This window comes from Kitasatospora sp. NPDC034533 (assembly GCF_055575155.1).
The window spans coordinates 72,601-94,622 of the sequence record NZ_JBVITE010000031.1 but is presented as its reverse complement, the minus strand read 5'-3'; the positions used below and the strand labels follow the sequence as shown (position 1 = coordinate 94,622).

Below are 22,022 nucleotides of genomic sequence, written 5' to 3'. Positions count from 1 at the left end.
ATGACCACCCGCCTGACCGCCAGCCCCGACAAAGTCGGGCAATACCTCCGCCCGAAACCCCTCGCGGCAGCCTAAATCAGTATCGAACGCCCTCTCAGAGCTGCCGCCGCTCCGCGATCCAGTCCGTCACCAGGTCATCCAGCACCCCCAGCGGCAGGCTGCCGTGCCCGATCACCTGGTGGTGGAACTCCCGGACGTCGAACCGGGCGCCGAGCGCCGTCCGGGCCCGTTCGCGGTGCCGCACGATCTCCCGACGGCCGATCAGGTAGGCGGTGGCCTGGCCCGGCCAGGCGATGTAACGGTCGATCTCGTTGCGGACGTTGGCCTCGGGGGTGGCGGTGTTGGCCCGCATGAAGGCCATCGCCCGCTGCCTCGACCAGCCGTGGTGGTGCATCCCCGTGTCCACCACCAGCCGGACGGCCCGCACCGCGTCCTGCGAGAGCATGCCGAACCGGGACAGCTCCGAGCCGTACAGCCCCATCTCGTCCGCGAGCCGCTCGGCGTACAGGCCCCAGCCCTCGACGTGGGCGGTCAGCCGGCCGCTCGGGTTGCGCCGGAACCGCGGCAGGTGGCGCAGGGTCTGCGCGACGGCGAGCTGGAGGTGGTGGCCGGGCACGCTCTCGTGGAAGGCGATGGCCTCGTACTCGTAGCCGCACCGGGACCGGGGGTCCAGCGTGTTGATCCAGTGGGTGCCCGGCAGTCCGCCCGGGCCCGGCGGCTGGTAGTAGGCCAGCGGCGCGGTCCGCGCCTCGATGGGATCGATCTCCCTGGTCACGCAGTCGGCGATCGGGTACGGGCGGAACCAGTCCGGCGCGGCGCGGCGGGCGCGCTCCAGCGCGCCCTCCACCACGGCGACGATCTCGGCCGCGCTGGTGAAGCGCAGCGCGGGGTCCTCGCGCAGCGCGGTGAGCACGGCCGCCGGATCGGTGATGCCCAGTACCTTGCCGCCCAGTTCGGCGAACTCCTCGCGCAGCGCCGCGACGGCCTCCAGGCCGATCCGGTGCACCTCCTCGGGGGTCAGCCCCGGGCGGGTGAAGCGGGCGACGGCGTCCGCGTAGCCCTCGGCGCCGTTCGGCACGTGGCAGACCCCGGGCTTGTCGTCCGGCCGGGCGCCCGGCGCCAGCCGCTCGGCGAGCCCGTCCCGGAAGCGGGCCACCGCCGGGCGGACGGTGTCGCGCAGGACCGCCAGGGCGCGCTCGGACTCCGGGCGGCCGGCCAGCGGCCGCAGCAGTCCGTCGTCGGCGGGGTCGGTGCCCAGCCGGGCGTCCAGCTGGGCGACGGCGGCGTCGACCCCGCTGCGCAGCGGACGGCGGCCCTCGGCGGCCGCGTCCAGGGTGCGGCGCAGGACGGCGTCGAAGTAGCCGGGCAGGGCGGCCAGCCGCTCCAGGTAGGCGTCGGCGCCCTCCTGGTCGACCGGGGTCATGGCGAGCGCGCTGAAGGCCTCGTTCTGCGGGGCGACGATGCTCGCCGAGACGCTGAAGTCGTCCAGCCCGTGGGTGATCCGGCCGATGCCGTCGTCGATCAGCCGGGCGAGCGTCCGGTGGGTGATCCGGTCCTCGCCGGCCGACGCGTCCACCGGGATCGCCTCCAGCCGGGCGGCGAAGGCCCGCAGTGCCTCGCGGTGGCGGTCGGCGGCGGCGCGGGACGGGTCGGGCACCAGGTGGGCGTAGCCCTCGATCCCGCTGACGGTCGCGTCGAACGGGTTGTGGGCGTTCTCGGCGGCGAGGAACTCGTCGGCGAGGAGAGCGAGTTCGGCGTGCTGCGGCTGCTCGGTCACTGGTCGCTCCCCCGTGCGGTGTCCTGCGGTGTGGCACTGCCACGACGGCACCCGCCCACAGGCGCCCCGATCCCGCCGATTATTCGGAGTGGCCGACGGCGCGGTCAATACGCCACGACGGGCGCGGACCCGGGGCACGACGGTGCCGGCGCCCGTCGGAACGGACGCCGGCATCGTCGTCGCGCGGGGTCCGGCAGGCGGCGCCGGGGGAGCGCCGGGGGCCGGACGGTGGGAGAGCGGGTCAGCGGGCCTGGGCGGCCTCCGCCTCCTTGGCGGCCTTGGCGGCGGCCTCCTTCTCGTGCTTCTCCCTGATCCGGGCGGCCTCCTTGCGCACGTCCACCTGGTTGGCGCGCTCGTGCTGGAGCCAGAGCGGGTTCTCGGCCTTGATCGCCTCGATCTGCTCGCTGGTGAGCGCCTCGGTCACGCCGCCGCGGGCCAGGCCGGAGATCGAGATGCCGAGCTTCGCGGCGACGACCGGGCGCGGGTGCGGGCCGTTCCTGCGCAGGTCCTGGAGCCACTGCGGCGGCTCGGCCTGAAGTGCGTTGAGCTCCTCGCGGGAGACCACGCCCTCCTGGAAGTCGGTCGGCGCCGCGGCGAGGTAGATCCCCAGCTTCTTGGCCGCCGTGGCCGGCTTCATGGTCTGGCTGGTCTTCTGCTTGAGCGATGTCATGGTGACAAGGGTAAAGGAGTGCGCGGGCGCTTCCGGTCACGGTCGGTAGCCTTGCCCTGTGACAGACATGCAGGTGAACCCGTCCTTCCGGCTCGCGTACGTCCCGGGCGTGACCCCCGGCAAATGGGTCCGGGTCTGGAGCGAGCGGCTCCCGGACGTCCCGCTGGAGCTCCTCGCGGTCCCGGTCGGGGACGGCGAGCGCACCCTGCGCGAGGGCGGCGCGGACGCCGGGCTGGTCCGGCTGCCGGTCGACAAGGACGTGCTGAGCGCGATCCCGCTCTACACCGAGACGACCGTGGTGGTCTTCCCCAAGGACCACTGGCTGGCCGCCGCCGACGAGGCCACACCGGAGGACCTCGCCGAGGAGGTGGTCTTCCACCCGCTCGACGACACCCTCGGCTTCACCGCCGACACCCTGCCCGGGCGCCCCGCCATCGCGCGGCCGGACACCACGGCGGACGCGATCGAGCTGGTGGCGGCGAACGTCGGCGTGCTCCTGGTCCCGCAGTCGCTGGCCCGGCTCCACCACCGCCGGGACCTCACCTACCGGCCGGTGGCGCGGGCGCCGCAGTCCCAGGTGGCGCTGTCCTGGCCGCAGGAGCGGACCACGGACCTGGTGGAGGAGTTCATCGGGATCGTCCGCGGCCGTACGGTCAACAGCTCGCGCGGGCGCGGGGCCGGGCAGGCGGCGCCCGAGGCGCAGCCGAAGAAGGGGGCGGCCGGCCCGCGCAAGCCGCAGCAGCAGCGGGCCGGCGGACAGAAGCCGGGCGGGCAGAAGGCCGGGGGCGCGAAGGCCGGCGGGGCGAAGGGCGCCAAGGCCGGGGGCGCCAAGGCCGGCGGCCAGAAGCCGAAGCCGGCGGCCCGGCGCGGACGGCCGAAGCGGTGACCGTGGCGTAGCGTCTGCCCCGTTCGTTGCAGTCGAGGCGCGAGGAGCGGGGCAGTGTGGCACGACCTGGTGGCCGTTCAGATTCCGATCGGGGAGAAGATCCTCCGCACGATCGCCGTCTACGTACTGATCCTGGCCCTGTTCCGGCTGGCCGGGAAGCGCGGGCTGGCCGGGCTGAACTCCTTCGACATGGTCGTCATGTTCCTCCTGTCGAACGTGGTGCAGAACGCGGTCATCGGCAATGACAACAGCCTGCTCGGCGGGGCGATCGGGGCGGTCACCCTGGTCGCGGTGAACTCCGGCATCACCCGCTGGCTCGCCCGTGACCCGAGGGCCGCCCGGCTCCTGGAGGGCAGCGCCACCACGGTGGTGAGGGACGGCGCGCTGGTGCCCGGCGCGCTGCACGAGCTGGCGCTGCGCCCCTCCGAGCTGGAGCACGCCGTCCGGATGCAGAGCGGCGACGACCTCGGCGAGGTGGCCCGGGCCCGGCTGGAGCCGGACGGACAGCTGCTGGTCGAGCTCAAGGAGGGGGAGCAGAACGCCTCCCGCCGCGACGTCGAGGACCTGCGGCGACGGCTGGAGGAGATCGAGCGGCTGCTCACCGTCATCGCCGCGGACCGGCGACCGCCCCGCTGACGCGTTCGGCGCCGGCCTCGGCCCGACGGCGGCGCGAGCCGGTGACCGCCACGGCGGCGGCCAGGGCGAAGCCGAGGGCGGCGGCGAGGAGGTGGCCGACCGTGGTGAAGTCCGGGAGGGGGCCGGGCCGTTCGCCGCCGCCGGAGAGCGGCCAGCCGACCACGAAGGCGGCCCAGGGCAGTCGGGCCCAGCGGGGCACGGCGAGGGTGGCGAGGGCGAGTACGGTCTGGGCGCCGTAGCTGATGCCGTAGTCCGAGGCCTGGCGCACGCTCTGCGGGTACCAGCCCTGCCGCAGGGCGAGCAGGATGACCCCGGCGGTGAGCAGGGTCGCGAGGACGTGCCCGCCGAGGAAGACGGCGGCGGCGCGCGGGCCGCCGAAGCGGCGTTCCGTCCAGGCGAGGCAGCAGCAGACGCCGAGGCCCAGGGTGATCAGGGTGCCGCCGAAGCCGGTGGTGAGGATCTCGGTGAGGGTGCCGTCGAAGAGCAGCGCGCTGCCGAACAGGGCGGTGACCGGGTGGTCGTGCAGGTTGTCGAGGTTGGTGCTGATGTGGTCGCGGAAGGCGTCCGCCCGGTCGGCGGTGAGCAGGTTCTCGACCCAGACGTGCCCGGCCAGGAGCAGGAGGACGTAGCCGAAGGTCAGCGGTGAGCGGCGCGGATACGTCCGGACGGCGCGGAGCAGCCCGGTCAGGAGCCCCGAGGGGGTTCGAGCGTTCATGGTCTGGTGGCGTCCCGGTCGAGTGGCGTGGGTGCGGCCGGCGCCCGTACGGCCGGCCACGCCGGGACAGTACCGAAGCCCGGCCGGTGCCCGGTCAGCGCACCCGGCGGGCCAGTGTCGCGGTGAAGGGCCGGGGGGACAGCGAGGCGCCGTGGGCGGGGCGGACCGGCCGGGCGGGGGTGGGGGTGATGGTCCAGCGGGCGGCGATGGTGGCGAGGGCGAGGACGGCCTCGGTGGTGCCGAAGTCGTCGCCGATGCAGCGGCGGGCGCCGAGGCCGAAGGGCGCGTAGGTGCCGGGGGACGGGCGGGCGGTGGTGAGCCAGCGGTCGGGGTCGAAGCGGTGCGGGCGGGGGAACAGGTCGGCCCGGCGGTGCAGCAGGTACGGGCTGTACAGCAGGGTGGTGCCGGCGGGGACGCGGTGGCCGCCGAGTTCGGTGTCGGCGGTGGCGGTGCGGCTGAGGATCCACGGCGGCGGGTAGAGCCGCAGGGTCTCGCTGACGATGCGCGCGGTGAGCGGCAGGGCGGGCAGGTCCTCGTGGCGGGCGGGCCGGCCGTCCAGCACGGTGTCGAGTTCGGCGTGCAGCCGCTCGCGGACGGCCGGGTTGGCGGCGAGCAGCGTCCAGGCCCAGGAGAGGGTGGCGGCGGTGGTCTCCACGCCGGCCAGCAGGAAGGTGACCACCTGGTCGTGGACCTCGGCGTCGGACAGGCCGCGCCCGTCCTCGTCGCGCGCCTCCAGCAGCACGGAGAGCAGGTCCCGGTGGTCGGTGCCGGTGGCGCGGTGGTCCGCGATCAGCCGCCGGGTGGTCTCCCGCAGGTGCCGCCGGGCGCGCCGGAAGCGGAGGTTGCCGGGGGTGGGGAGACGGCCGGCACCGGGCAGTGGCAGCAGTGCGCGCCGGCCGACGCCGCGGGTGACGACGTCGATGCTCGCGCGCACCGGCGGCGAGCCGGCCCGCTCGTGCGCGGCGAACAGGCAGCGGGCGGTGACGGCGGTGGTCAGGCGGTGCATCGCGGCGGGGACGTCGATCACGTCGCCGTCGTGCCAGGGCGCGGTGGCGGCCCCGATCTCCTCGGCCATCAGCGCGGCGTAGCCGGGCAGCCGGTCGCGGTGGAAGGCGGGTTGCAGCATGCGGCGCCGGCGCCCGTGGTCGGCGGCCGGGCAGGTGGCGAGGCCGTTGCCGAGGACCTCGCGGGCCCGGTCGACCAGGGGCCCGCCCTTGTCGAAGGCGCGGTCGTCGGTGAGCAGCCGGCGGACCAGCTCGGGGTGGCAGACCACGTACGCGCGCAGCGGGCCGAGCCGCAGCCGCACGAGGTCGCCGTGGGCGGGCAGGCCGGCGACGAAGGCGTGCGGGCGGTGCAGCAGCGCGGCGGCGTGGCCGAGCAGGGGGAGGGCGCCGGGGGCGGTGGCCGCGGTGAACCGGGTGGTCGGGGAGAAGGGGGCGGGCACGGGCGTCACCTTGGTTCGGGTGGGAGGACCGGGGCGGTCCGCGAACGAGACGTGATCTTTCCCGGCCGCGTACGGCGAAACGACCGCGGACCGGCGGACGGTGTGAACGCGGGGGCGTGTGATCAAGGGTCGCGCGCCGGGGCAGATTTGATCGAGCGTTTACCGTCGCCACGGCCCCGGGGCGGCCGGGCGCGGCCGGGCGGGCCCTACACTCTGGGCCGTGTGAGATTACCGGTCAGTAGAAGTGGGCAGGTACGACCGGCCGGTGCGATCGCCGGGCGGTGGAACGCCCGGCAGGGAGTGGGGAGTTCGGATGACCGAGGAGCGGGTCCACGCGTTCGCCGACGACGCCCTGGGCACTCACGACGCGGTGGCGCTGGCCGCGCTCGTCCGGGCCGGCGAGGTCAACCCCCGGGAGCTGGTCGCCGCGGCCGTCGACCGGGCCGCGCGGGTGGACGGTGCGCTGCTGCCCGTCGCCCACGCCTCGTACGACAGGCCGCGGATCAGCCGGGAGGGCATCGGCGGTCCGCTGTGGGGCGTGCCCAGCTACCTCAAGGACAACGTGGACCTGCGCGGCCTGCCGACCGCCATGGGCAGCGAGTCCTACCGCGCCCGCCCGGCCCGCCGCAACGCCCCCTTCGCCGACCAGTTCCTCGCCACCGGCCTGGCGGTGCTCGGCAAGACCAGGCTGCCCGAGTTCGGGCTCAACGCCTCCACCGAGTTCGCCACCGCCCGGCCGGTGCGCAACCCGTGGAAGCCCTCGCACTCGGCCGGCGCCTCCTCCGGCGGCGCGGCGGCCCTGGTGGCCTCCGGCGTGGTGCCGATCGCCCACGCCAACGACGGCGGCGGCTCGATCCGCATCCCGGCGGCCTGCTGCGGCCTGGTCGGGCTCAAGCCCACCCGGGGCCGGCTGGTCGTCAACGCGCAGGGCGGCAAACTGCCGATCGACCTGGTCACCGACGGCGTGCTGACCCGCTCGGTGCGCGACACCGCCGCCTTCTTCGCCGCCGCCGAGCGGCACCGCGGCAATCCCGGGCTGCCGCCGCTCGGTCTGGTCGAGGGGCCGGGCGAGCAGCGGCTGCGGATCGGCCTGGTGGTGGACTCGCCGGTCGCCAAGACCGACGGGCCGACCCGGCAGGTGGTCGAGGAGACCGCCGCCCGGCTGGAGGCGATGGGCCACCGGGTGGAGCCCACCACCCTGCCCTTCGGCGAGGAGTTCTCCCGCGACTTCCTCACCTACTGGGGGTACATCGCCTGGGTCATCGCGGCCACCGGCCGGGTGCTGCTCGACCCGAGCTTCCGGGCCGGGAAGCTGGACGGACTGACCACCGGGCTGCGCCGTCGCTTCCAGGCCGAGTTCCGGCGGACCCCCGCGGTGCTGCGGCGGCTGCGCCGGGCCGAGGAGGTGTACGCGCGGATCTTCCACCACCACGACGTGATCCTCTCCCCGGTGCTCGCCCACGCGGCCCCGCCGATCGGGCACCTGAGCCCGAACGTGGACTTCGACGAGCTGCTGGACCGGCTGACCCGCTACGTCGCCTTCACCCCGGTCAACAACGTGACCGGCGGCCCGGGCATCGCGCTGCCGGCGGGCTCGGCGCCCGGCGGACTGCCGGTCGGGGTGCACCTGTCGGCCGCGCACGGGCAGGAGCGGCTGCTGCTGGAGCTGGCCTTCGCGCTGGAGGCCGAGCGGCCCTGGCGGCGGATCCAGGACTGAGGGCCCGAGCGGCGGAGGTGCCGGGCCGAGGGGCCCGGAGCGCCGGGGCCGCCACCGGGCTCAGAGCGTCGGGGCGGCCACCGCCCGGGCCGCGCGCACCTCGTGGTGCAGCCGGGCCAGGGCGCAGTGCGGCGCCAGGACGTCCGGCGCCGCCTGCGGCAGCGGCTCGCCGGTGCGCAGCGCCCCGGCCAGATCGGCCAGCTCCCGGGTGACGGCGGCGACCTCGGCGGCGGTCGGCACCGGAGCGCCGTGCTCGATCCGCACCCGGGTGGCGGTGGTGGCGTCCACGATCCGCTCGACCGCGATCACCACCGGCCACCAGGCCTGGGCCCGGGTGCCGGCCGGCGGCGGCTCGGTGAGCGCCCGCTGGAACTCGCTGCGCACGGTGGACAGGTCCCGGTAGAGCCGCCGGCGGTACCGGGCGCGGGCCGGTTCGTCCCGTCCGGGCGGGGTGGTGAAGGCCAGCGACACGTACGAGGCGGTGTCCTGGACGGCGTCGGCGAGGCGGTCCAGGATCCGGGTGCGCCAGGACTCCGGCCACAGCAGGTAGCCGACCAGCAGCGAGATGCCGCAGCCGATCAGCGAGTCGTAGAGCCGGGGCAGCACCAGGTGGAAGCCCTGGTGGTTGAGCAGGTCGGAGAGCAGCAGGATCACCGGGGTGATGGCCGCGGTCTGGAAGGCGTACCCCTTGGCGGACAGCGCGGGGATCAGCGTGGCCAGCGCCGCCATCACCGGGACGTCCCACCAGCCGTGCGGTACCTCGGCGAGCACCGGGACGGCGATCAGCAGCCCGGCGGCGGTGCCGAGCGCGCGCAGCACCGCGCGGGAGAACACCGAGCCGAAGTCGGGCTTCATCACGAAGGTCACGGTCAGCGTCACCCAGTAGGAGCGGGGCACCGCGATCACCGAGACCAGCACCTGCGCCAGCCCGACGCACAGGGCCAGCCGCAGCCCGTACCGCCAGGACGCCCCGGAGAGCAGCAGCGCCCGGGCCGCCTGCCGGGCCCGGACTTCGAGCCCGGCGGGGCGGCCGAGCCGGTCGGCGGTGGCGTACGGGTCGGGTTCCGCCTCGTGGGCGACGGTGGCGGCGTGCTCGACGGCCTGGACGAGCGCGCGGGTGGACGGGCCGGCGGGGACCGGCAGGTCGAGCGGCGGGGGCGGGCCGGTGCGGCCCCGTTCGACGGCGTCGGCGAGCGCGCGGACGGCCGCCGGGTACTCGGCGGGCAGCGGCCCGTACTCGGGCGGGCGCAGGTGGGCCGCCGCGGTCGCCTCGACCACCGGGACCACCGCGTTGAGCTGGGCGAGCAGCCGCGCGAGGGTGGACGAGCGGCCGTGCCGGCGGGCCCGGCGGGCGAGCAACAGGTCGTAGGACTGGTTGAGCGACTGGGTGAGGGCGCGGCGGCGGGCGTCGTACTCGTCGGTGCCGGCGGCCTCCAGCAGTCCCGCGACCGACCGGTAGGTGCCGGCGACCACGGCCCGCTCGGGGACGCCCACCCGCAGCGGCCAGGCGAGCAGGGTCAGGGCGAGGACCACCAGGCCGCCGAGCAGCAGCAGGGCGGGCGGCAGCCACCACGGGGAGGGCAGCGGCAGACCGGCGCCGACCACCGCGTTGAGCAGCAGGAGCAGCCCGGAGACGGAGGCGACCGCGCCGATCGAGGAGATCATGCCGGAGACCAGCGCGACGGCGGTGACCGCCGCCACGGCCGTCCATCCCGTGCCGAAGACCAGGGTGCCGCACAGCATCCCGAGGGCGCCGAACAGCTGGGGGACGGCGATGGTGAACACCCGCATCCGGTAGGCGTCGGCGGTGTCCCCGATGACCCCGGACAGCGCGCCCATGGACACCAGCGCGCCGTAACCGGGCCGGCCGGTGGCGGTACCCACCGCGAGCGGGGCGGCGAGCGCGACGCCGGCGCGCACGACCGCGGCCCAGGGGATCGGTGCGGCCCGGGGCCGCAGGCCCTCGGTCAGCCAGGGGGGAGCCGTCAGCTCGCGTGCCATAGGCCCAACGTACGGCCCGCGGGAGCGGTTCACCGTTCCGGGGTTATGTCAATTCCGGAAACATACCCCCGCTTATGTCAGTCTCCGAAACATAAAGCGAACACCGATTGGTGCCGTGAGCTGCGTTGATTTCCCAATCGGCAACCCCCGGGAAAGGGTTGACACCATTAGTTGGTCTAGTCCAACGTATGGGGAGCGCGGATCGGCAGGGGCTGATGAGGGGTGAGGGCCCTTGCCGGGCGGCCGAGTTGGCCCCCTGACGTGCGCCGTTCCGCGCCCGCTGGGCGGTAGCGAGAAGGAGCGCATGCGGACGGCCCTTTGGTCCGCGCTCGAATCCCTGATGCGGCCGGTGACCGGCCGTCGACTCGCCGTGCCCGCACGAGCGCGTGACGAACCGCTGCGTCGACCACGAACCACGGAGTGACTGCCCATGACGAGCCCTGCCGAACACCCCGACGGACCCGCCGGGGAATACCTGTACCGGGCCGCGTCGGAACGCCCCTACTTCAGCGCCGACACCGAGAGCTACCTCGCCCGGACCGCGCTGCGCGAGATCCGCAAGAAGCACCCGCTGCGCGTGCTCTCCGAGGAGGACTACGCGTTCTGGCAGACCTACGGCTACGTAGTGGTGAAGCAGGCGATCCCCGCCGAGGCCGCGCGCCGGATGCTCGACTTCGCCTGGGAGTTCCAGGGGCTGTCGCCGGACCGCCCCGAGGACTGGTACCGGGAGCGCGAGTACCGCGACGAACTCGACCGGCACCTGCACATCTACGGCTTCGTCGAGGCCTACCACCACCAACTCCTCTGGGACAGCCGCCAGTCGCAGCGCGTCTACGACGCCTTCGTGGACGTGTGGGACTGCGAGGAGCTCTGGGTCACCCTCGACCGGCTCAACCTCAACCCGCCGAACGTCCGCAACCGCGACCGCGCGCTGATCGAGCCCACCGACCGCGGCTTCGACATCGAGCTGCACTGGGACGTCGACACCACCCAGGGCATGCTGCCGCAGCGCGTCCAGGGCATCATCGCGCTCAACGACACCGCACCCGACCACGGCGGCTTCCAGTGCAACCCGGAGCTGTTCCGCCGCTTCAACGCCTGGCAGGCCGCCCAGCCCCCCGACCGCGACCCGATCCGCCCCGACGTCGACCGCGAGGAGTTCCCCGTCGTGCGGCCCGAGTTGGAGGCCGGCGACCTGCTGATCTGGAACGGCCTGCTCGCCCACGGCGTGGCGCGCAACACCTCCGAGAACGGCGTGCGCGCGGTGCAGTACCTGTCGATGATGCCCGCGCTGGAGGAGTCCGAGAAGCTGCGCCGCTCCCGGGTGGAGTCCTGGCGCACGCTCGCCACCCCGGACTGGAACCGCACCCTGGTCGGCGACGCCGACCGGCCCGAGGCGCTGCGCTACGGCACCGCCGAACTCACCGAGCTGGGGGAGAAGCTGCTCGGCCTGCGGTCCTGGACCGGCAAGCCGTTCGAGGAGCCGGAGACGGACCGGCGGGACGCCACGGGGGAGCGGGAATGCGCGACGTCTGCCTGACCCTGCCCACCAACCGCGAGTGCGCGGGGACGGTCACCGCGATCGGTGCCGAAGCCGCCTACGCCGCACGGCGGTTCGGCGTCCGGGTGCACCTGCTGGTGCTGGACTCCGCCGACCGCGCGACCCGCGCCCGGCACGCCGAGGCCCTCGCCGCCCTGCCGGCCGCCGAGGGCGTGGTGGTCCACCACCTGGACGAGGACGCCCAGCGGGCCTTCCTGCGCGAGGTGATCGAGCGCTCCGGCGCGGCGGGCCCGGACCGCCTCCTGGACCTGATGCTGCCCGACGCCGTCTCCTACGGCGCCTGCACCAACCGTGCCTTCCTGCTGGCCGCCGCGCTCGGCTGCGAGTCGGTGCACCGCCGCGACTCCGACAGCCGCTACCAACTGCTCGACGGCGAGCCGGTGTTCCCGATCGAGCACGAGCTGGCCACGCTCGGGCTGAAGGCCACCGAGGCGGCCGCCGCCGTCACCGAGAACAGCCTCGACCCGGTGCACGCGGACAAGACCGTGGCCCTGGTCGGCGCCTCCTTCATCGGCGAACTCTCCGTCGACCTCGGCGAGATCCGCGAACTGGACCCCGAGGTCTACCACGACGTGGTGGCGCTCTGGGCGCCCACCGGCGCGAGCGAGCAGGAGAAGCGCGAACTGGTCGCCGACTCCTTCACCGGAGGCGGCACCGAGCCGTTCACCACCGACCGCGCCGTGCTCGACCTGCCCGACATCTGGCGCATCGACATGTGCAACATCGGCCTCGACCGCGAGGTGTACGAGCGGGTGCCGCTGCCGCCCGCCACCGACACCATCGGCAGCGACTACTTCCTCCACCACCTGGTGCGTGACGCGACCCTGCCGGGCGTCACCCACAACCGCCACATCGTCAACTACCACACCCCCGACCGCCGCACCGGCGCGGGCTTCACCGCCTACCAGCTGCGCTACGCCAAGTTCCTGCTCTCCATGCTCTACCTCTACCCGGTCTACTCCGAGATGGAGGCCGCCGGCGGCGCCCTGCTGGACGAGTTCCACCACGTCCGCCCCGAGCTGATCGCCGACTCCGCCCGTCGCAGCGCCGCGACGGATCGCGCGGAGAACCACCGCAGGCTCGCCGAACTCGACCGCTGCTACCGGAAGCTCGGCGGGAAGTACGCCGGGTTCGCCGACCACCTGGCGCCCCTGCGGGCGCGCCTGCTCGACGAGGCGCAGGCGGACATCGAGGCTTTCGCGGTGCTGACCGACGCGTGGGGCCCGCTGGTGCGGGCGAGCAGGACCACTCCCGTCGCCCGGCCGCCGCGCTAGCCGGACGGGGAGATCCACGTGATACGCCAGACCAGCCAGAACGGCCACACCGCCGCGCGGGAAGCCGGGCAGGCTGCCGGACGAGCCGCCAAGAAGGCCGCCGAGCAGGCCTCCGCCAAGGCCGACAGCCGGACCGCCGCCCCCACCGCGTACCGCGTCCCGGCCGTCTCCGCGGTCCACACCGACGCGCCGCCCCGGTCCGGGACGTTCCACCCCGACGAACGCGACCGCGCCGCGCTGCGCGCCGCCCTCGCCGCCGCCACCGACGACCGGATCGTCTACGACCTCGACGGCATCGGCCGCCAGTACGCCGCCCTGCGCGCCGAACTGCCCGGTGTGGCCGTTCGGTTCGCCATGAAGGCCTGCCCGGTGGACGAGGTGCTCGGCCACCTCGCCGCCCTCGGCTCCGGCTTCGACGCGGCCAGCCCCCAGGAGATCGCCCAGGCGCTGCGCACCGGCGTCGCCCCCGAGCTGATCCACTACGGCAACACCATCAAGTCCGACCGCAACATCGCCGAGGCCCACCGGCTGGGCGTGCGGGACTTCGCCACCGACAGCCTGGAGGACGTCGCGGCGATCGCCGAACGCGCCCCCGGCGCGAGGGTGTTCTGCCGGATCGCGACCACCGGCGAGGGCGCCCTGTGGGGCCTGAGCCACAAGTTCGGCTGCTCGCCCGAGGACGCGCTGCGGGTGCTCGGCGAAGCCCGTACGGCCGGGCTGGTGCCGTCGGGACTGTCGGTGCACGTCGGCTCCCAGCAGATGACCGCCGAGGCCTGGGACGGCGCGGTGGACTCGCTGGCCGCCGTGCTGGAGGCGCTCAACTGGCGCGGCATCACCCCGACCCGGATCAACCTCGGCGGCGGCCTGCCCGCCCTCGGCGTCCTCGACCGGCACGGGCGCCCGCTCGACCCGCCGCTGGACAAGATGTTCACGGTGATCCGCGAGGGCATGGAGAGGCTGCGCGCCGTCAACGCCGGGCCGCTGGAGTTCCTGCTGGAGCCCGGGCGCCACCTGGTCGCCGACCACGGCGCGATCCGCGCCCACGTCTCGCGGCTCACCTCCCGCCAGCGCCTCGACGGCACCCGGGAGAGCTGGCTCTACCTCAGCTGCGGCAAGTTCAACGGCCTGTACGAGATGGACCAGTTGCAGTACCGGCTGGAGTTCCCCACCCACCCCGGCGGCCAGTTCGTCAACGCCGTGGTGGCCGGACCGACCTGCGACAGCGACGACGCGTACGCCCAGGAGGACGGCCTGGTGCGCGTCCCGCGCGCGGTCGCCTCCGGGGACCCGGTCTGGATCCACTCCTGCGGCGCGTACGCCACGGCCTACGCCACCCAGGGCTTCAACGGCTTCGAGCCGCTGCCGTACACCTGCATCGGTGGCAGCGGCGGCCCGGGACAGCACGGAGGCACCGCATGACCGACACCAGCACCCCGACCGGCCTTCCGACCGAGGACCCGGCCGGGCCGCGCATCCGGCTGCTCCGGGAGGAGGACTGGGACGCCGTGGTCGCGCTGGAGGAGCGCGCCTACGCCGCCAGCGGCCTGTCCGAGGGCCGCGAGGCGCTCCGCTCCCGCCACGCCGCCTCGCCCGGCACCTGCTTCGTCCTGGAGCACGAGGGCGGCGTCGGTGGGTACCTGCTGGCCCTGCCGTACCCGCTGTTCGTCTGCCCGGACCTCAGCCGCAGCGAGGACGGCGGCCCCGCCGGAGGAGGGCCGGGCACCGGAGAGCGGCCCACCAACATGCACGCGCACGACCTGGTGATCGCCGAGGAGCTGCGCGGCCGGGGCCTGTCCCAGCGGATGCTGCGGCACCTGGAGGAGACCGCCCGGAGGTCCGGCTACCGGACCGCCTCGCTGGTCGCCGTCCGCGGTTCGCACGTGCTGTGGACCCCGCTGGGCTACCGGGCCCGGCCCGAGATCGAGCTGCCCGAGAGCTACGGCACCCGGGCGGTCTACATGGCGATGCCGCTGGAGCCCGTCCCGGTCCGGCCGCTGCCGCACTCCACCGGCCCGGTCACCGGGCCGCACCCCAGAGCCGAAGTGGGCTGATACCGATGTCCCCCGTTCGCGACGAATTCCGCCGGTCCCAAGTGGCCATCGGCGCACTGTTCTTCGTCCTCGGATTCCAGTACGCGACCTGGGTCTCCCGGGTGCCCGCGCTCAAGGCGCGGCTCGACCTGGGCGAGGCCCAGATCGGGCTGCTGCTGATGACCTGCGGAATCGGCGCGGCGGTCTCCTTCCCCCTGGTCGCGGTGCTGATGCGGCGGCTCGGCTCCCGCCTGCTCTCGGTGCTGTCCGCGCTCGTCCTCGGCGTGATCCTGCTCGCGCTGTCGGTGGTGCCGAACTACCCGGTGACGCTGCTGGTGCTGTTCCTCGACGGCGCCGCGGTCGGCTGCCTGAACGTCGCGATGAACGCCCAGGGCGCGGCCCTGGAGGCCCGCTTCGAGCGGACCACGATGTCCCGGCTGCACGCGACCTTCAGCGCCGGATCGCTGCTCGCCGCGCTGCTGGCCTCGGGCGTCACCTCCCTCACCGGTACCCTGGCCGTGCACTTCGGGCTGGCCGCCGCCCTGCTCGCGGTGCTGGTCGTGGCCGCCCGGCCGGCGCTGCTCGCCGACGGCCCGGCCGACGCCGCCGCCGAACCGGAGGGCGCGGCGGCGGAGGACGCCGGAGCGGAGAAGGGCAAGCGGCGCCGGGGCTTCGCGCTGCCGACCGCCGCGACCCTCTGGATGGGCCTGGCGATGGTCTTCGGCACCGTCACCGAGGGCGCCATGAACGACTGGTCGGCGCTCTACCTCAAGGACTACGTGCACGCCGGCGCCGGGCTGGCCCCGATGGGCATCGCGGTGGTCTCGGTGATGATGGTCTGCGCCCGGATCTTCGCGGACGGCTGGCGCACCCGCTTCGGCGACGGGCGGATCGTGCGCACCGGCAGCCTGCTGGCCGGCCTCGGACTGGCCCTCGCCCTGGCGGTCGGCGGCGTCGCCCCGACCCTGCTCGGCTTCGCCTGCGTCGGCCTCGGCGTGGCGGCGGTGACCCCGTGCGTCTACGTCGCCGCCGCCCGGCAGGGAGCCGACGCGCTCTCCCTGGTCGCCGCCATGGGCACCACCGGCCTGCTGGCCGGCCCCGCCGTGATCGGCTTCATCGCCGGCGCCACCAGCCTGCTCTGGGGCATGGCCGCCGTCGCCGCCTCGGCGGCCGTCGTCTCCCTCTGCGCCACCCGGATCCGCTGGCCCCGGCAGGAGCCCGGCGACGCCCCGGCGGAACCCCGCCTCGCCGCCGACGCGGCCTGACAAGCCCCGGCACCCTCACCCGGACCTCGCGCACCCCCGTCGCGAGGTCCGGGCGAGCCCGTTTCCGGTGCCGGTGAGGGCGCCCGGGGCTCGGGGGTCCAGGAGCGGCCCTAACTGACGATACGTCAGTTGCGGCTCGGCACCTCGGCGCCGCAGGTGGCGACGTGGTGGACGAGCCTGTCCCGCAGGGCGGTGAGCCGGGCGATCTCGGCGTTCAGGGCGGCCAGGCGGGCGTGGATGACGGGGGCGAAGGTGTCGGGGCCGGGAGAGGAGGAGCAGCGGACCGGCGGGTCCTCGGCGAGCAGGTCGAGCCGGTGGGCGCGGCTGGCCAGATCGTCCACCGTCAGCCCCACGGCGAGGAGTTGGCGGATCGCCCGGACCCGGGCGACCTCGGCCGGTCCGTACTCGCGCTGGCCGGAGGCGGAGCGGGCGGGCGGGGGCAGCAGGCCGCGCTGCTCGTAGAAGCGCAGTGCCCTGGGCGTGGTGCCGGCCGCCGCCGCCGCGTCCCCGATCCTCATGCCCGCTCCTCCGTCGTCAGAGTTCCACGATGGTCGTCCCGAAGGTGTTTCCGGTGAACAGCTTGGTCAACGCTTCGGCGGCCCGGTCGATGCCCGTCACCGACGTCCGGGGGAAGGCGAGTTCACCGGCGCGAAGCCAGGCGCCGAAGCGCTCGCGCCACTCGGCCTCCAGGTCGGGGTGGTCGAGCACGGTGAAGCCGCGCAGGGTCAGGCCGAGGGTGCCGATCCGGAAACCGTCGATCACGGCCGGGCCGTCGCCGCCCGGGCGCTCCGGCGCGAGCTGGCCCGACAGCGCGCCGACCAGGGCGATCCGGCCGCCGCGCCGGGCCGCGTCCACGGCGGCGGTCAGCTGCTCGCCGCCGACCATGTCCAGGACGACGTCGACGCCCTCCGGCGCGGCCTCGGCGAGTTGTTCGGCGAACGGGCGCTCGCCGGGCACCAGCACCGCGTCGTAGCCGAGTTCGGCGGTCAGCCGCTTCGCCTTGGCGGGCGAGCGGGTGGTGCCGATCACCCGGGTGGCGCCGAGCAGCCGGGCGATCTGCCCGGCGAGGCTGCCGACCGCGCCGGCCGCGCCGGTCACCAGCACCACGTCGCCCTGGCGCACCCCGGTGGTGCGGGTCAGCGCGCCGTAGCCGGCCGAGCCGGTGGAGACCAGGGCGACCGGGTCCGGGAAGTCCGGGGGGACGGGCGTGAACCGGGCGGCGTCGCCGAGCGCGTGGTCCCGCCAGCCGTGCATGTGGGTGACCAGGTCGCCCGGGCGCAGCGGTCCGCCCTCGGGTGCGGCCAGCACCTCGCCGAGGGCCGGCCCGAACAGCGCGTCCCCCGGAGCGAGGTGCGGCACCGGCAGGCCGGTGCCCGCCCCGCCGATCAGGGTGCGCAGCCCGGGGAAGACCAGGAAGGCGGTGTTGCGGACCAGGACCTCGCCGGGGCCGGGCGCGGGCAGCGGCTCCTCGGCCACGGTGAAGTCCCCGGCGGCGGGCAGCCCTTCGGGCGTGGAGGTCAGCCGGACGACGCGGACGGTGGTGGGCAGGGCCATGGTGGCGCTCCTCGGATCGAAGGGGAGGACAGCGGCGGTCGGCGCCGCTGCGGGATGCCCGGACGCTAACCCCTGACGCGTGCGTCAGGGGCAAGCCGCGCGACCGGCGGTGCGACGGCGGCCGGGACGGGCGCCGGGCCGGCGGCGACGAGGGCGCTCTCCAGCCGGACGCCGAAGGCGATCCCCCCCAGCCGCACCGGCGCCCCTGCCCGCGAGCGCGGCCCGGCGCAGCCCGACCCGCTCGCCGGGCACGCCCGTCCGTGGCACCTGACGGACCGCCGGCAGGTCGGGCGTGATCGCCGTGGCCGGCGTGAGCGCGCCCAGAGCGCGGGGTGTCACGAGGCCGGCTCCCTCCGGTCGTCGGGGCCGAGACCGCCGCCCGCGAGGATCGCGGTGGAGCCGAGCCCGAGCAGGACGACGGCCTCCGGGATGACCGGGCCGAGTGCGGCGTACCGGGAAGCGAGCCGGGTGCGGGTCATGATCGTTCGTACTCCGCCGGCGCACCGGAGGTGTCCGCCGCGAGGCCCGGGCGGGCGGCCGGGCCCGGCGGACGTCAGGACGTCCGTGACCCGCACCGAGAGGAACGAGCAGCATGACCACCGAGCAGGCCCCCGCGCCCTTCGAGCCCGTGGACGAGGACTGGCGGACCGCGCTGGCGGTCGTCGCCCACCCCGACGACATGGAGTACGGCGGGGCCGCGGCCGTCGCCCGCTGGACCTCCCAGGGCAAGACGGTCGTCTACGTCATGGTCACCAGCGGCGAGGCGGGCATCGACTCGCTGGCCCCCGAGGAGTGCGGCCCGCTGCGCGAGGCCGAGCAGATCGCCTCCGCGCGGGCGGTCGGGGTGGACACGGTGGAGTTCCTCGGCCACCCGGACGGTGTGGTGGAGTACGGGCTGCCGCTGCGCCGGGACATCGCGCGGGCGGTGCGCAGACACCGGCCGGACATCGTGATCACCGGGAACTTCCGGGAGACCTACGGCGGTGTGCTGCTCAACCAGGCCGACCACATCGCGGTCGGCCGGGCCACCCTGGACGGCGTCCGGGACGCCGGGAACCGCTGGGTGTTCCGCGAGTTGCTCGCCGAGGGCCACGAGCCGTGGAACGGCGTGCGGCAGGTCTGGGCGGTGGCCTCGCCGGAGGCCGGGCACGCGGTGGACACCACCGAGCACTTCGACCGGGGCGTCGCCTCGCTGGCGGAGCACAAGGCGTACCTGGCCGGGCTGGGCGGGGCGATGGCGGAGCCGCGGGAGTTCCTGGAGGGCTTCGGCCGGAGCGCGGGCAGCCGGCTGGGGACGCGCTTCGCGGTGCCGTTCGAGGTGTTCCCGCTGCGCTAGCTAGCCGGGCCCCTTCCCGTCGGCGTCGGCGTCGGCACGGGCGTCGGTGGCCGTGCGGCGCCGGCGCCGGTAGCGCAGCACCTGGCGGAGCAGGAAGGCCGCCACCAGCACCCCCAGCCCGATCGCGAACCAGACCTGGTAGCGCAGCGCCGTGTGGTACACCGTGCCGATGTTGGCCCCGGCGACGTAGCCGAAGGTGCCCCAGACCGCCGTCCACAGCACCGCGCCGAGCAGGTTGTACGGCAGGAACCGGCGCCAGGGCATCTCCGTCGTCCCGGCGATGATCCCGTTGTACTGCCGCAGCCCGTCCACGAAGCGGGCGACGGTGACGACCTTGCCGCCGTGCCGGGCGAAGAAGCCGTCCGCGCGTTCCATCCTGGCCGGGGTGAGCAGCACGTAGCGGCCCCAGCGGTGGACGAAGGCGCGCCCGCCGGTGCGGCCGATCAGGTAGCCGAGGGTGTTGCCGAGGGCGGCGGCGCCGGCGGCGATCAGCAGCACGGCGGCGAAGTCCAGGTGCCCGGTGCCCGCGTACACCGAGGCGAGCACCAGGATGGTCTGCCCGGGCACCGGGATGCCGCAGTTGTCCGGCAGCACGAGCAGCGCCACCGCCAGGTACCCGTAGTGGTCCAGCAGTGGCACGAGCCCGGCGAGCGCCCCGGGCAGCGGGGTCGTGGGGGCGGACACCGCTCCTCACCGCCGCGCGTGCCTGCCACGCGGGGCGGCGGGGGTGTCGGTCAGCGTTCCGCCTGGCGCTGTTCGATGTTGCAGTCGGGGCCGGGGTAGATCAGACCTTCGTGGCCGTCCTCGAAGCGGACCACGTACGGCGGCTCGCCGTTGCTGCCGCGCACCTCGATGATCTCGCCCTTCTGGTCCACCATGCCCACCGATCTGCTGTGGATGTGGAGCTGGTCGCCGATCGCTGCCTGCATGGTCTGCTCCCTCGGGTCGTGCGTGACGGCCGCCTCCACGGCCGTTCCCGCTATCCACTGTGCTGCGGGCGCGCCGGGCTCGCAACGCCTCGGGCGGGCGGGACGCGCGGTGGCCGCGGGGGCGCGGGCCGCCGGTGGTCAGCGGGCGGACGGCTGTTGCGCGAGGTAGCCGCGCACCAACCGCTTGCACTCGGCGATCAGCGCCGGATCGCCGTCCGGGGTCTCCCGGAAGGCCAGTTTGAGCACCGCGTCGGCCGCCTCCAGGGCCACCCGCAGGGTCAGCGTGGTGGCCGCCGGATCGCCGGAGCGGAACAGCTCGCCGCCGAGCGCCTGGAGCCGCAGGGCGACGGCGGTGTTGTTGTCCACCCCCGCGTCCAGCAGGTGCCGGTCGTCCCGGACGCCGCGGGGGACGACCGGGCCGCCGGCCAGGCCGAAGTCCAGCCGGCCGAAGCCGGGCACCGCGCGCTTCATCGCCACGAACTCCTCCACCGCGAGGTCGGTGAACAGGGCGGGGCCGACCGGTGCGGCGGTGGCCAGCCGGGCGTCCAGGCGCTGGAGGTAGTGGTCGAGGTTGCGGGTGGCGAGCGCCGCCAGCAGGTCCTCCTTGCCGGCGAAGAACTGGTAGAGGGTGCCGATCGGCACCTGGGCGCGCTGGGCGACCTCCTTGGTGGTGAGCGCGGTCGCCCCGACCTCGTCCAGCAGCGCGGCGCAGGCGTCCAGGATGCGGCCGTACCGCTCCTGGCTGCGCTGCTGGACCGGACGGCGCCTGGCCGGCCCGGCCGTTCGGTGGCTCCTGGATCCCGCACTCATGACCTCACTGTGCCGCATCCGCTGTTCCTGCGGCGAATCACCGGGGCGGGAGTCGGCCGCTGTTCCGGGTGGGACGGGAGTCGAGTGGTGGCCGGAGCTGAACCGCGTGGTGGCGGGAAGGTGTCCACGAGTTGGCATGGCCTTGTCGTGGGCGCGAGGACAGGTTCATACTCCTGGGACGGACTACCTTGCGTGATCAACGCACGCCTCTTCGTGGTGATCGCGATTCAGCCGTGGCGGCCACGGCGCCTGTGACGGACGCTCCGCCGCCACCCGAGGTCTGGATGACCCCCGTGTGCCTCCTTGCTCGTGCCACCTCCTGTGGCGCCAAGCCCCCACGGCGCCACGACCCGATGTGCCGAATCCCCCGGCGCCAGGACCCGCACTGCCGAACCCCGCGGCGCTGGGAGCGGCCGCGCCGGTTCCCCCCGTGCGCCCAGCCGAACGGAAGGAGGGGATCAGGTCGGTGACGATCTCCTCCGGAGGGCGCGAGGCCCTCGACACCGAGCACCGCCGCCAGTTCCTGGAGTCCGGGTACGTCGTCCTGCCCGGGCTGCTGCCGGAGGCCCTGCGCGAACGGCTCGCCCCCGAGGTCGACCGGTGGGTCGACGAGGGACTGCGCGCCCGGTCGATCGCCGCGTGCGCCGACCCCGCCCGCCACGGGCCGCCGCCGCTGCTGGAACTGGAACTGCCCGCCCACGGCCAACTCCTCACCCACCCACCGCTGATGCGCGCCCTGACCCGCCTGCTCGGGCTGGACTTCGTCTTCCACCACCTGCACAGCGACCGCCAGGACCCCGGCGTCCCCGGCAAGCCCTGGCACCACGACTGCGAGCCGAACGACCGCTCCGACCCGTCGCTGCTGATGGTCCACGCGCTGCACTACCTCGGCGGACTGGACGAGAAGGTCGGCGGCCTGGCCGTCCTGCCGGGCTCGCACCTGCGCGCCGCCCGCAAGACCGCCCTCGCCCACCACGGGACGGCGGAGCTGCCCGGCGAGGTGCTGATCGACCGGCTGCCGCCCGGCTCGACGGTGCTGCTCAACTCGGCGCTGTTCCACACCCGCAGACCGGCGCCCGAGGGGCCGGGCAGGCCCCGGTACTTCGTCGACGCCTCGTACTGCCAGGTGGGGGCGCGCTGGCGCCCGGTGAAGCCGTACTGGCGGGAGATGCTCGCCCGGGCCCGCGAACTCGACCTGGCCGACGGCCAGTGGCCCGAGCTGTTCGCGGAGCGGCACTTCACCGAGTACTCCGGCGCCGGGTACTCCGACGCCGCGTACTCCGGCGCCGGGCACGCCGACGGGAAGTTCGCCGGCGCCGGGCACTGCGGCAGGGCGGCGGTCTCCGGCACGGAGTACGCCGAGGCAGGGCACGTCGGCGCCGAGCGCACCGGCACCGAGCACACCGGAACCGTCTGA

At 74.9% G+C, this 22,022-nt stretch carries 21 protein-coding genes; 10 read left to right on the top strand and 11 right to left on the bottom strand.

What is annotated here, in order from left to right; translation table 11 throughout:
- Nucleotides 1–94: 94 nt before the first annotated feature.
- Together ACZ55U_RS21945 and ACZ55U_RS21940 are read right to left on the bottom strand one after the other, a co-directional pair.
- Nucleotides 95–1,777 carry a DUF885 domain-containing protein gene (locus tag ACZ55U_RS21945; protein ID WP_465528017.1) on the bottom strand — a complete coding sequence of 561 codons (1,683 nt, stop codon included), beginning with the start codon at nucleotides 1,775–1,777 and terminating at the stop codon, nucleotides 95–97.
- 241 nt (nucleotides 1,778–2,018) lie between these two features.
- A complete protein-coding gene (locus ACZ55U_RS21940; RefSeq protein WP_465528015.1) occupies nucleotides 2,019–2,447 on the bottom strand; it encodes a DUF5997 family protein in 429 nt (142 codons plus the stop codon).
- A 58-nt stretch (nucleotides 2,448–2,505) separates the two neighbouring features.
- Here ACZ55U_RS21940 and ACZ55U_RS21935 point away from each other — a divergent pair, with 58 nt between their 5' ends.
- Both ACZ55U_RS21935 and ACZ55U_RS21930 read left to right on the top strand, forming a co-directional pair.
- A complete protein-coding gene (locus tag ACZ55U_RS21935; RefSeq protein ID WP_465528013.1) occupies nucleotides 2,506–3,333 on the top strand; it encodes a LysR family substrate-binding domain-containing protein in 828 nt (275 codons plus the stop codon).
- Nucleotides 3,334–3,387: 54 nt separating this feature from the next.
- Entirely contained in the window at nucleotides 3,388–3,969 is a 582-nt protein-coding gene (locus ACZ55U_RS21930) for a DUF421 domain-containing protein (protein WP_465528011.1), read from the top strand.
- On the opposite strand, the gene ACZ55U_RS21925 is transcribed toward ACZ55U_RS21930, so the two are convergent.
- Together ACZ55U_RS21925 and ACZ55U_RS21920 are read right to left on the bottom strand one after the other, a co-directional pair.
- Nucleotides 3,938–4,684, bottom strand: coding sequence for a rhomboid-like protein (locus ACZ55U_RS21925; protein WP_465528009.1), 747 nt, complete (start codon nucleotides 4,682–4,684; stop codon nucleotides 3,938–3,940). The genes ACZ55U_RS21930 and ACZ55U_RS21925 overlap by 32 nt on opposite strands.
- Nucleotides 4,685–4,778: 94 nt before the next feature.
- On the bottom strand, nucleotides 4,779–6,128 hold the full coding sequence (locus ACZ55U_RS21920) for a cytochrome P450 (protein ID WP_465528007.1): 1,350 nt from the start codon (nucleotides 6,126–6,128) through the stop codon (nucleotides 4,779–4,781).
- Nucleotides 6,129–6,441: 313 nt separating this feature from the next.
- Between ACZ55U_RS21920 and ACZ55U_RS21915 the strand changes: the two genes are divergently transcribed.
- Nucleotides 6,442–7,845, top strand: coding sequence for an amidase (locus tag ACZ55U_RS21915; RefSeq protein ID WP_465528005.1), 1,404 nt, complete (start codon nucleotides 6,442–6,444; stop codon nucleotides 7,843–7,845).
- A gap of 60 nt (nucleotides 7,846–7,905) precedes the next feature.
- On the opposite strand, the gene ACZ55U_RS21910 is transcribed toward ACZ55U_RS21915, so the two are convergent.
- Nucleotides 7,906–9,846, bottom strand: coding sequence for an FUSC family protein (locus ACZ55U_RS21910; protein ID WP_465528003.1), 1,941 nt, complete (start codon nucleotides 9,844–9,846; stop codon nucleotides 7,906–7,908).
- Nucleotides 9,847–10,276: 430 nt separating this feature from the next.
- On the opposite strand from ACZ55U_RS21910, the gene ACZ55U_RS21905 reads away from it, so the two are divergent.
- From ACZ55U_RS21905 to ACZ55U_RS21885, 5 genes are all read left to right on the top strand, one after another.
- Nucleotides 10,277–11,386 carry a phytanoyl-CoA dioxygenase family protein gene (locus ACZ55U_RS21905; RefSeq protein WP_465528001.1) on the top strand — a complete coding sequence of 370 codons (1,110 nt, stop codon included), beginning with the start codon at nucleotides 10,277–10,279 and terminating at the stop codon, nucleotides 11,384–11,386.
- The gene (locus ACZ55U_RS21900; protein ID WP_465527999.1) at nucleotides 11,368–12,681 is read left to right on the top strand and encodes a DUF6271 family protein; all 1,314 of its coding nucleotides are present in this window, start codon (nucleotides 11,368–11,370) and stop codon (nucleotides 12,679–12,681) included. Before ACZ55U_RS21905 ends, ACZ55U_RS21900 begins: the two co-directional genes overlap by 19 nt.
- Before the next feature lie 237 nt (nucleotides 12,682–12,918).
- On the top strand, nucleotides 12,919–14,100 hold the full coding sequence (locus tag ACZ55U_RS21895; protein ID WP_465528021.1) for a type III PLP-dependent enzyme: 1,182 nt from the start codon (nucleotides 12,919–12,921) through the stop codon (nucleotides 14,098–14,100).
- On the top strand, nucleotides 14,097–14,732 hold the full coding sequence (locus tag ACZ55U_RS21890) for a GNAT family N-acetyltransferase (protein WP_465527997.1): 636 nt from the start codon (nucleotides 14,097–14,099) through the stop codon (nucleotides 14,730–14,732). Before ACZ55U_RS21895 ends, ACZ55U_RS21890 begins: the two co-directional genes overlap by 4 nt.
- A gap of 5 nt (nucleotides 14,733–14,737) precedes the next feature.
- The gene (locus ACZ55U_RS21885; RefSeq protein WP_465527995.1) at nucleotides 14,738–15,976 is read left to right on the top strand and encodes an MFS transporter; all 1,239 of its coding nucleotides are present in this window, start codon (nucleotides 14,738–14,740) and stop codon (nucleotides 15,974–15,976) included.
- A gap of 125 nt (nucleotides 15,977–16,101) precedes the next feature.
- Here the strand turns inward: ACZ55U_RS21885 and ACZ55U_RS21880 are convergent, their stop codons facing one another.
- The 3 genes from ACZ55U_RS21880 to ACZ55U_RS21870 form a co-directional block, all read right to left on the bottom strand.
- Nucleotides 16,102–16,494 (bottom strand): MerR family transcriptional regulator, encoded by a 393-nt coding sequence (locus ACZ55U_RS21880; protein WP_465527993.1) that lies wholly within the window; start codon nucleotides 16,492–16,494, stop codon nucleotides 16,102–16,104.
- 16 nt (nucleotides 16,495–16,510) lie between these two features.
- Nucleotides 16,511–17,530 carry an MDR family NADP-dependent oxidoreductase gene (locus ACZ55U_RS21875; protein ID WP_465527990.1) on the bottom strand — a complete coding sequence of 340 codons (1,020 nt, stop codon included), beginning with the start codon at nucleotides 17,528–17,530 and terminating at the stop codon, nucleotides 16,511–16,513.
- A 335-nt stretch (nucleotides 17,531–17,865) separates the two neighbouring features.
- Nucleotides 17,866–18,009: a hypothetical protein gene (locus ACZ55U_RS21870; protein WP_465527988.1), complete on the bottom strand. Its 144-nt coding sequence runs from the start codon at nucleotides 18,007–18,009 to the stop codon at nucleotides 17,866–17,868.
- A gap of 113 nt (nucleotides 18,010–18,122) precedes the next feature.
- On the opposite strand from ACZ55U_RS21870, the gene ACZ55U_RS21865 reads away from it, so the two are divergent.
- Nucleotides 18,123–18,866 (top strand): PIG-L deacetylase family protein, encoded by a 744-nt coding sequence (locus tag ACZ55U_RS21865; RefSeq protein ID WP_465527986.1) that lies wholly within the window; start codon nucleotides 18,123–18,125, stop codon nucleotides 18,864–18,866.
- On the opposite strand, the gene ACZ55U_RS21860 is transcribed toward ACZ55U_RS21865, so the two are convergent.
- From ACZ55U_RS21860 to ACZ55U_RS21850, 3 genes are all read right to left on the bottom strand, one after another.
- A complete protein-coding gene (locus ACZ55U_RS21860; RefSeq protein ID WP_465527984.1) occupies nucleotides 18,867–19,550 on the bottom strand; it encodes a DedA family protein in 684 nt (227 codons plus the stop codon).
- Between the two features lie 50 nt (nucleotides 19,551–19,600).
- On the bottom strand, nucleotides 19,601–19,795 hold the full coding sequence (locus ACZ55U_RS21855) for a DUF1918 domain-containing protein (RefSeq protein WP_465527982.1): 195 nt from the start codon (nucleotides 19,793–19,795) through the stop codon (nucleotides 19,601–19,603).
- Between the two features lie 138 nt (nucleotides 19,796–19,933).
- Nucleotides 19,934–20,605, bottom strand: a complete 672-nt coding sequence (locus tag ACZ55U_RS21850) for a TetR/AcrR family transcriptional regulator (protein WP_465527980.1) — start codon at nucleotides 20,603–20,605, stop codon at nucleotides 19,934–19,936.
- Nucleotides 20,606–21,071: 466 nt separating this feature from the next.
- Here ACZ55U_RS21850 and ACZ55U_RS21845 point away from each other — a divergent pair, with 466 nt between their 5' ends.
- Entirely contained in the window at nucleotides 21,072–22,022 is a 951-nt protein-coding gene (locus ACZ55U_RS21845) for a phytanoyl-CoA dioxygenase family protein (RefSeq protein ID WP_465527978.1), read from the top strand.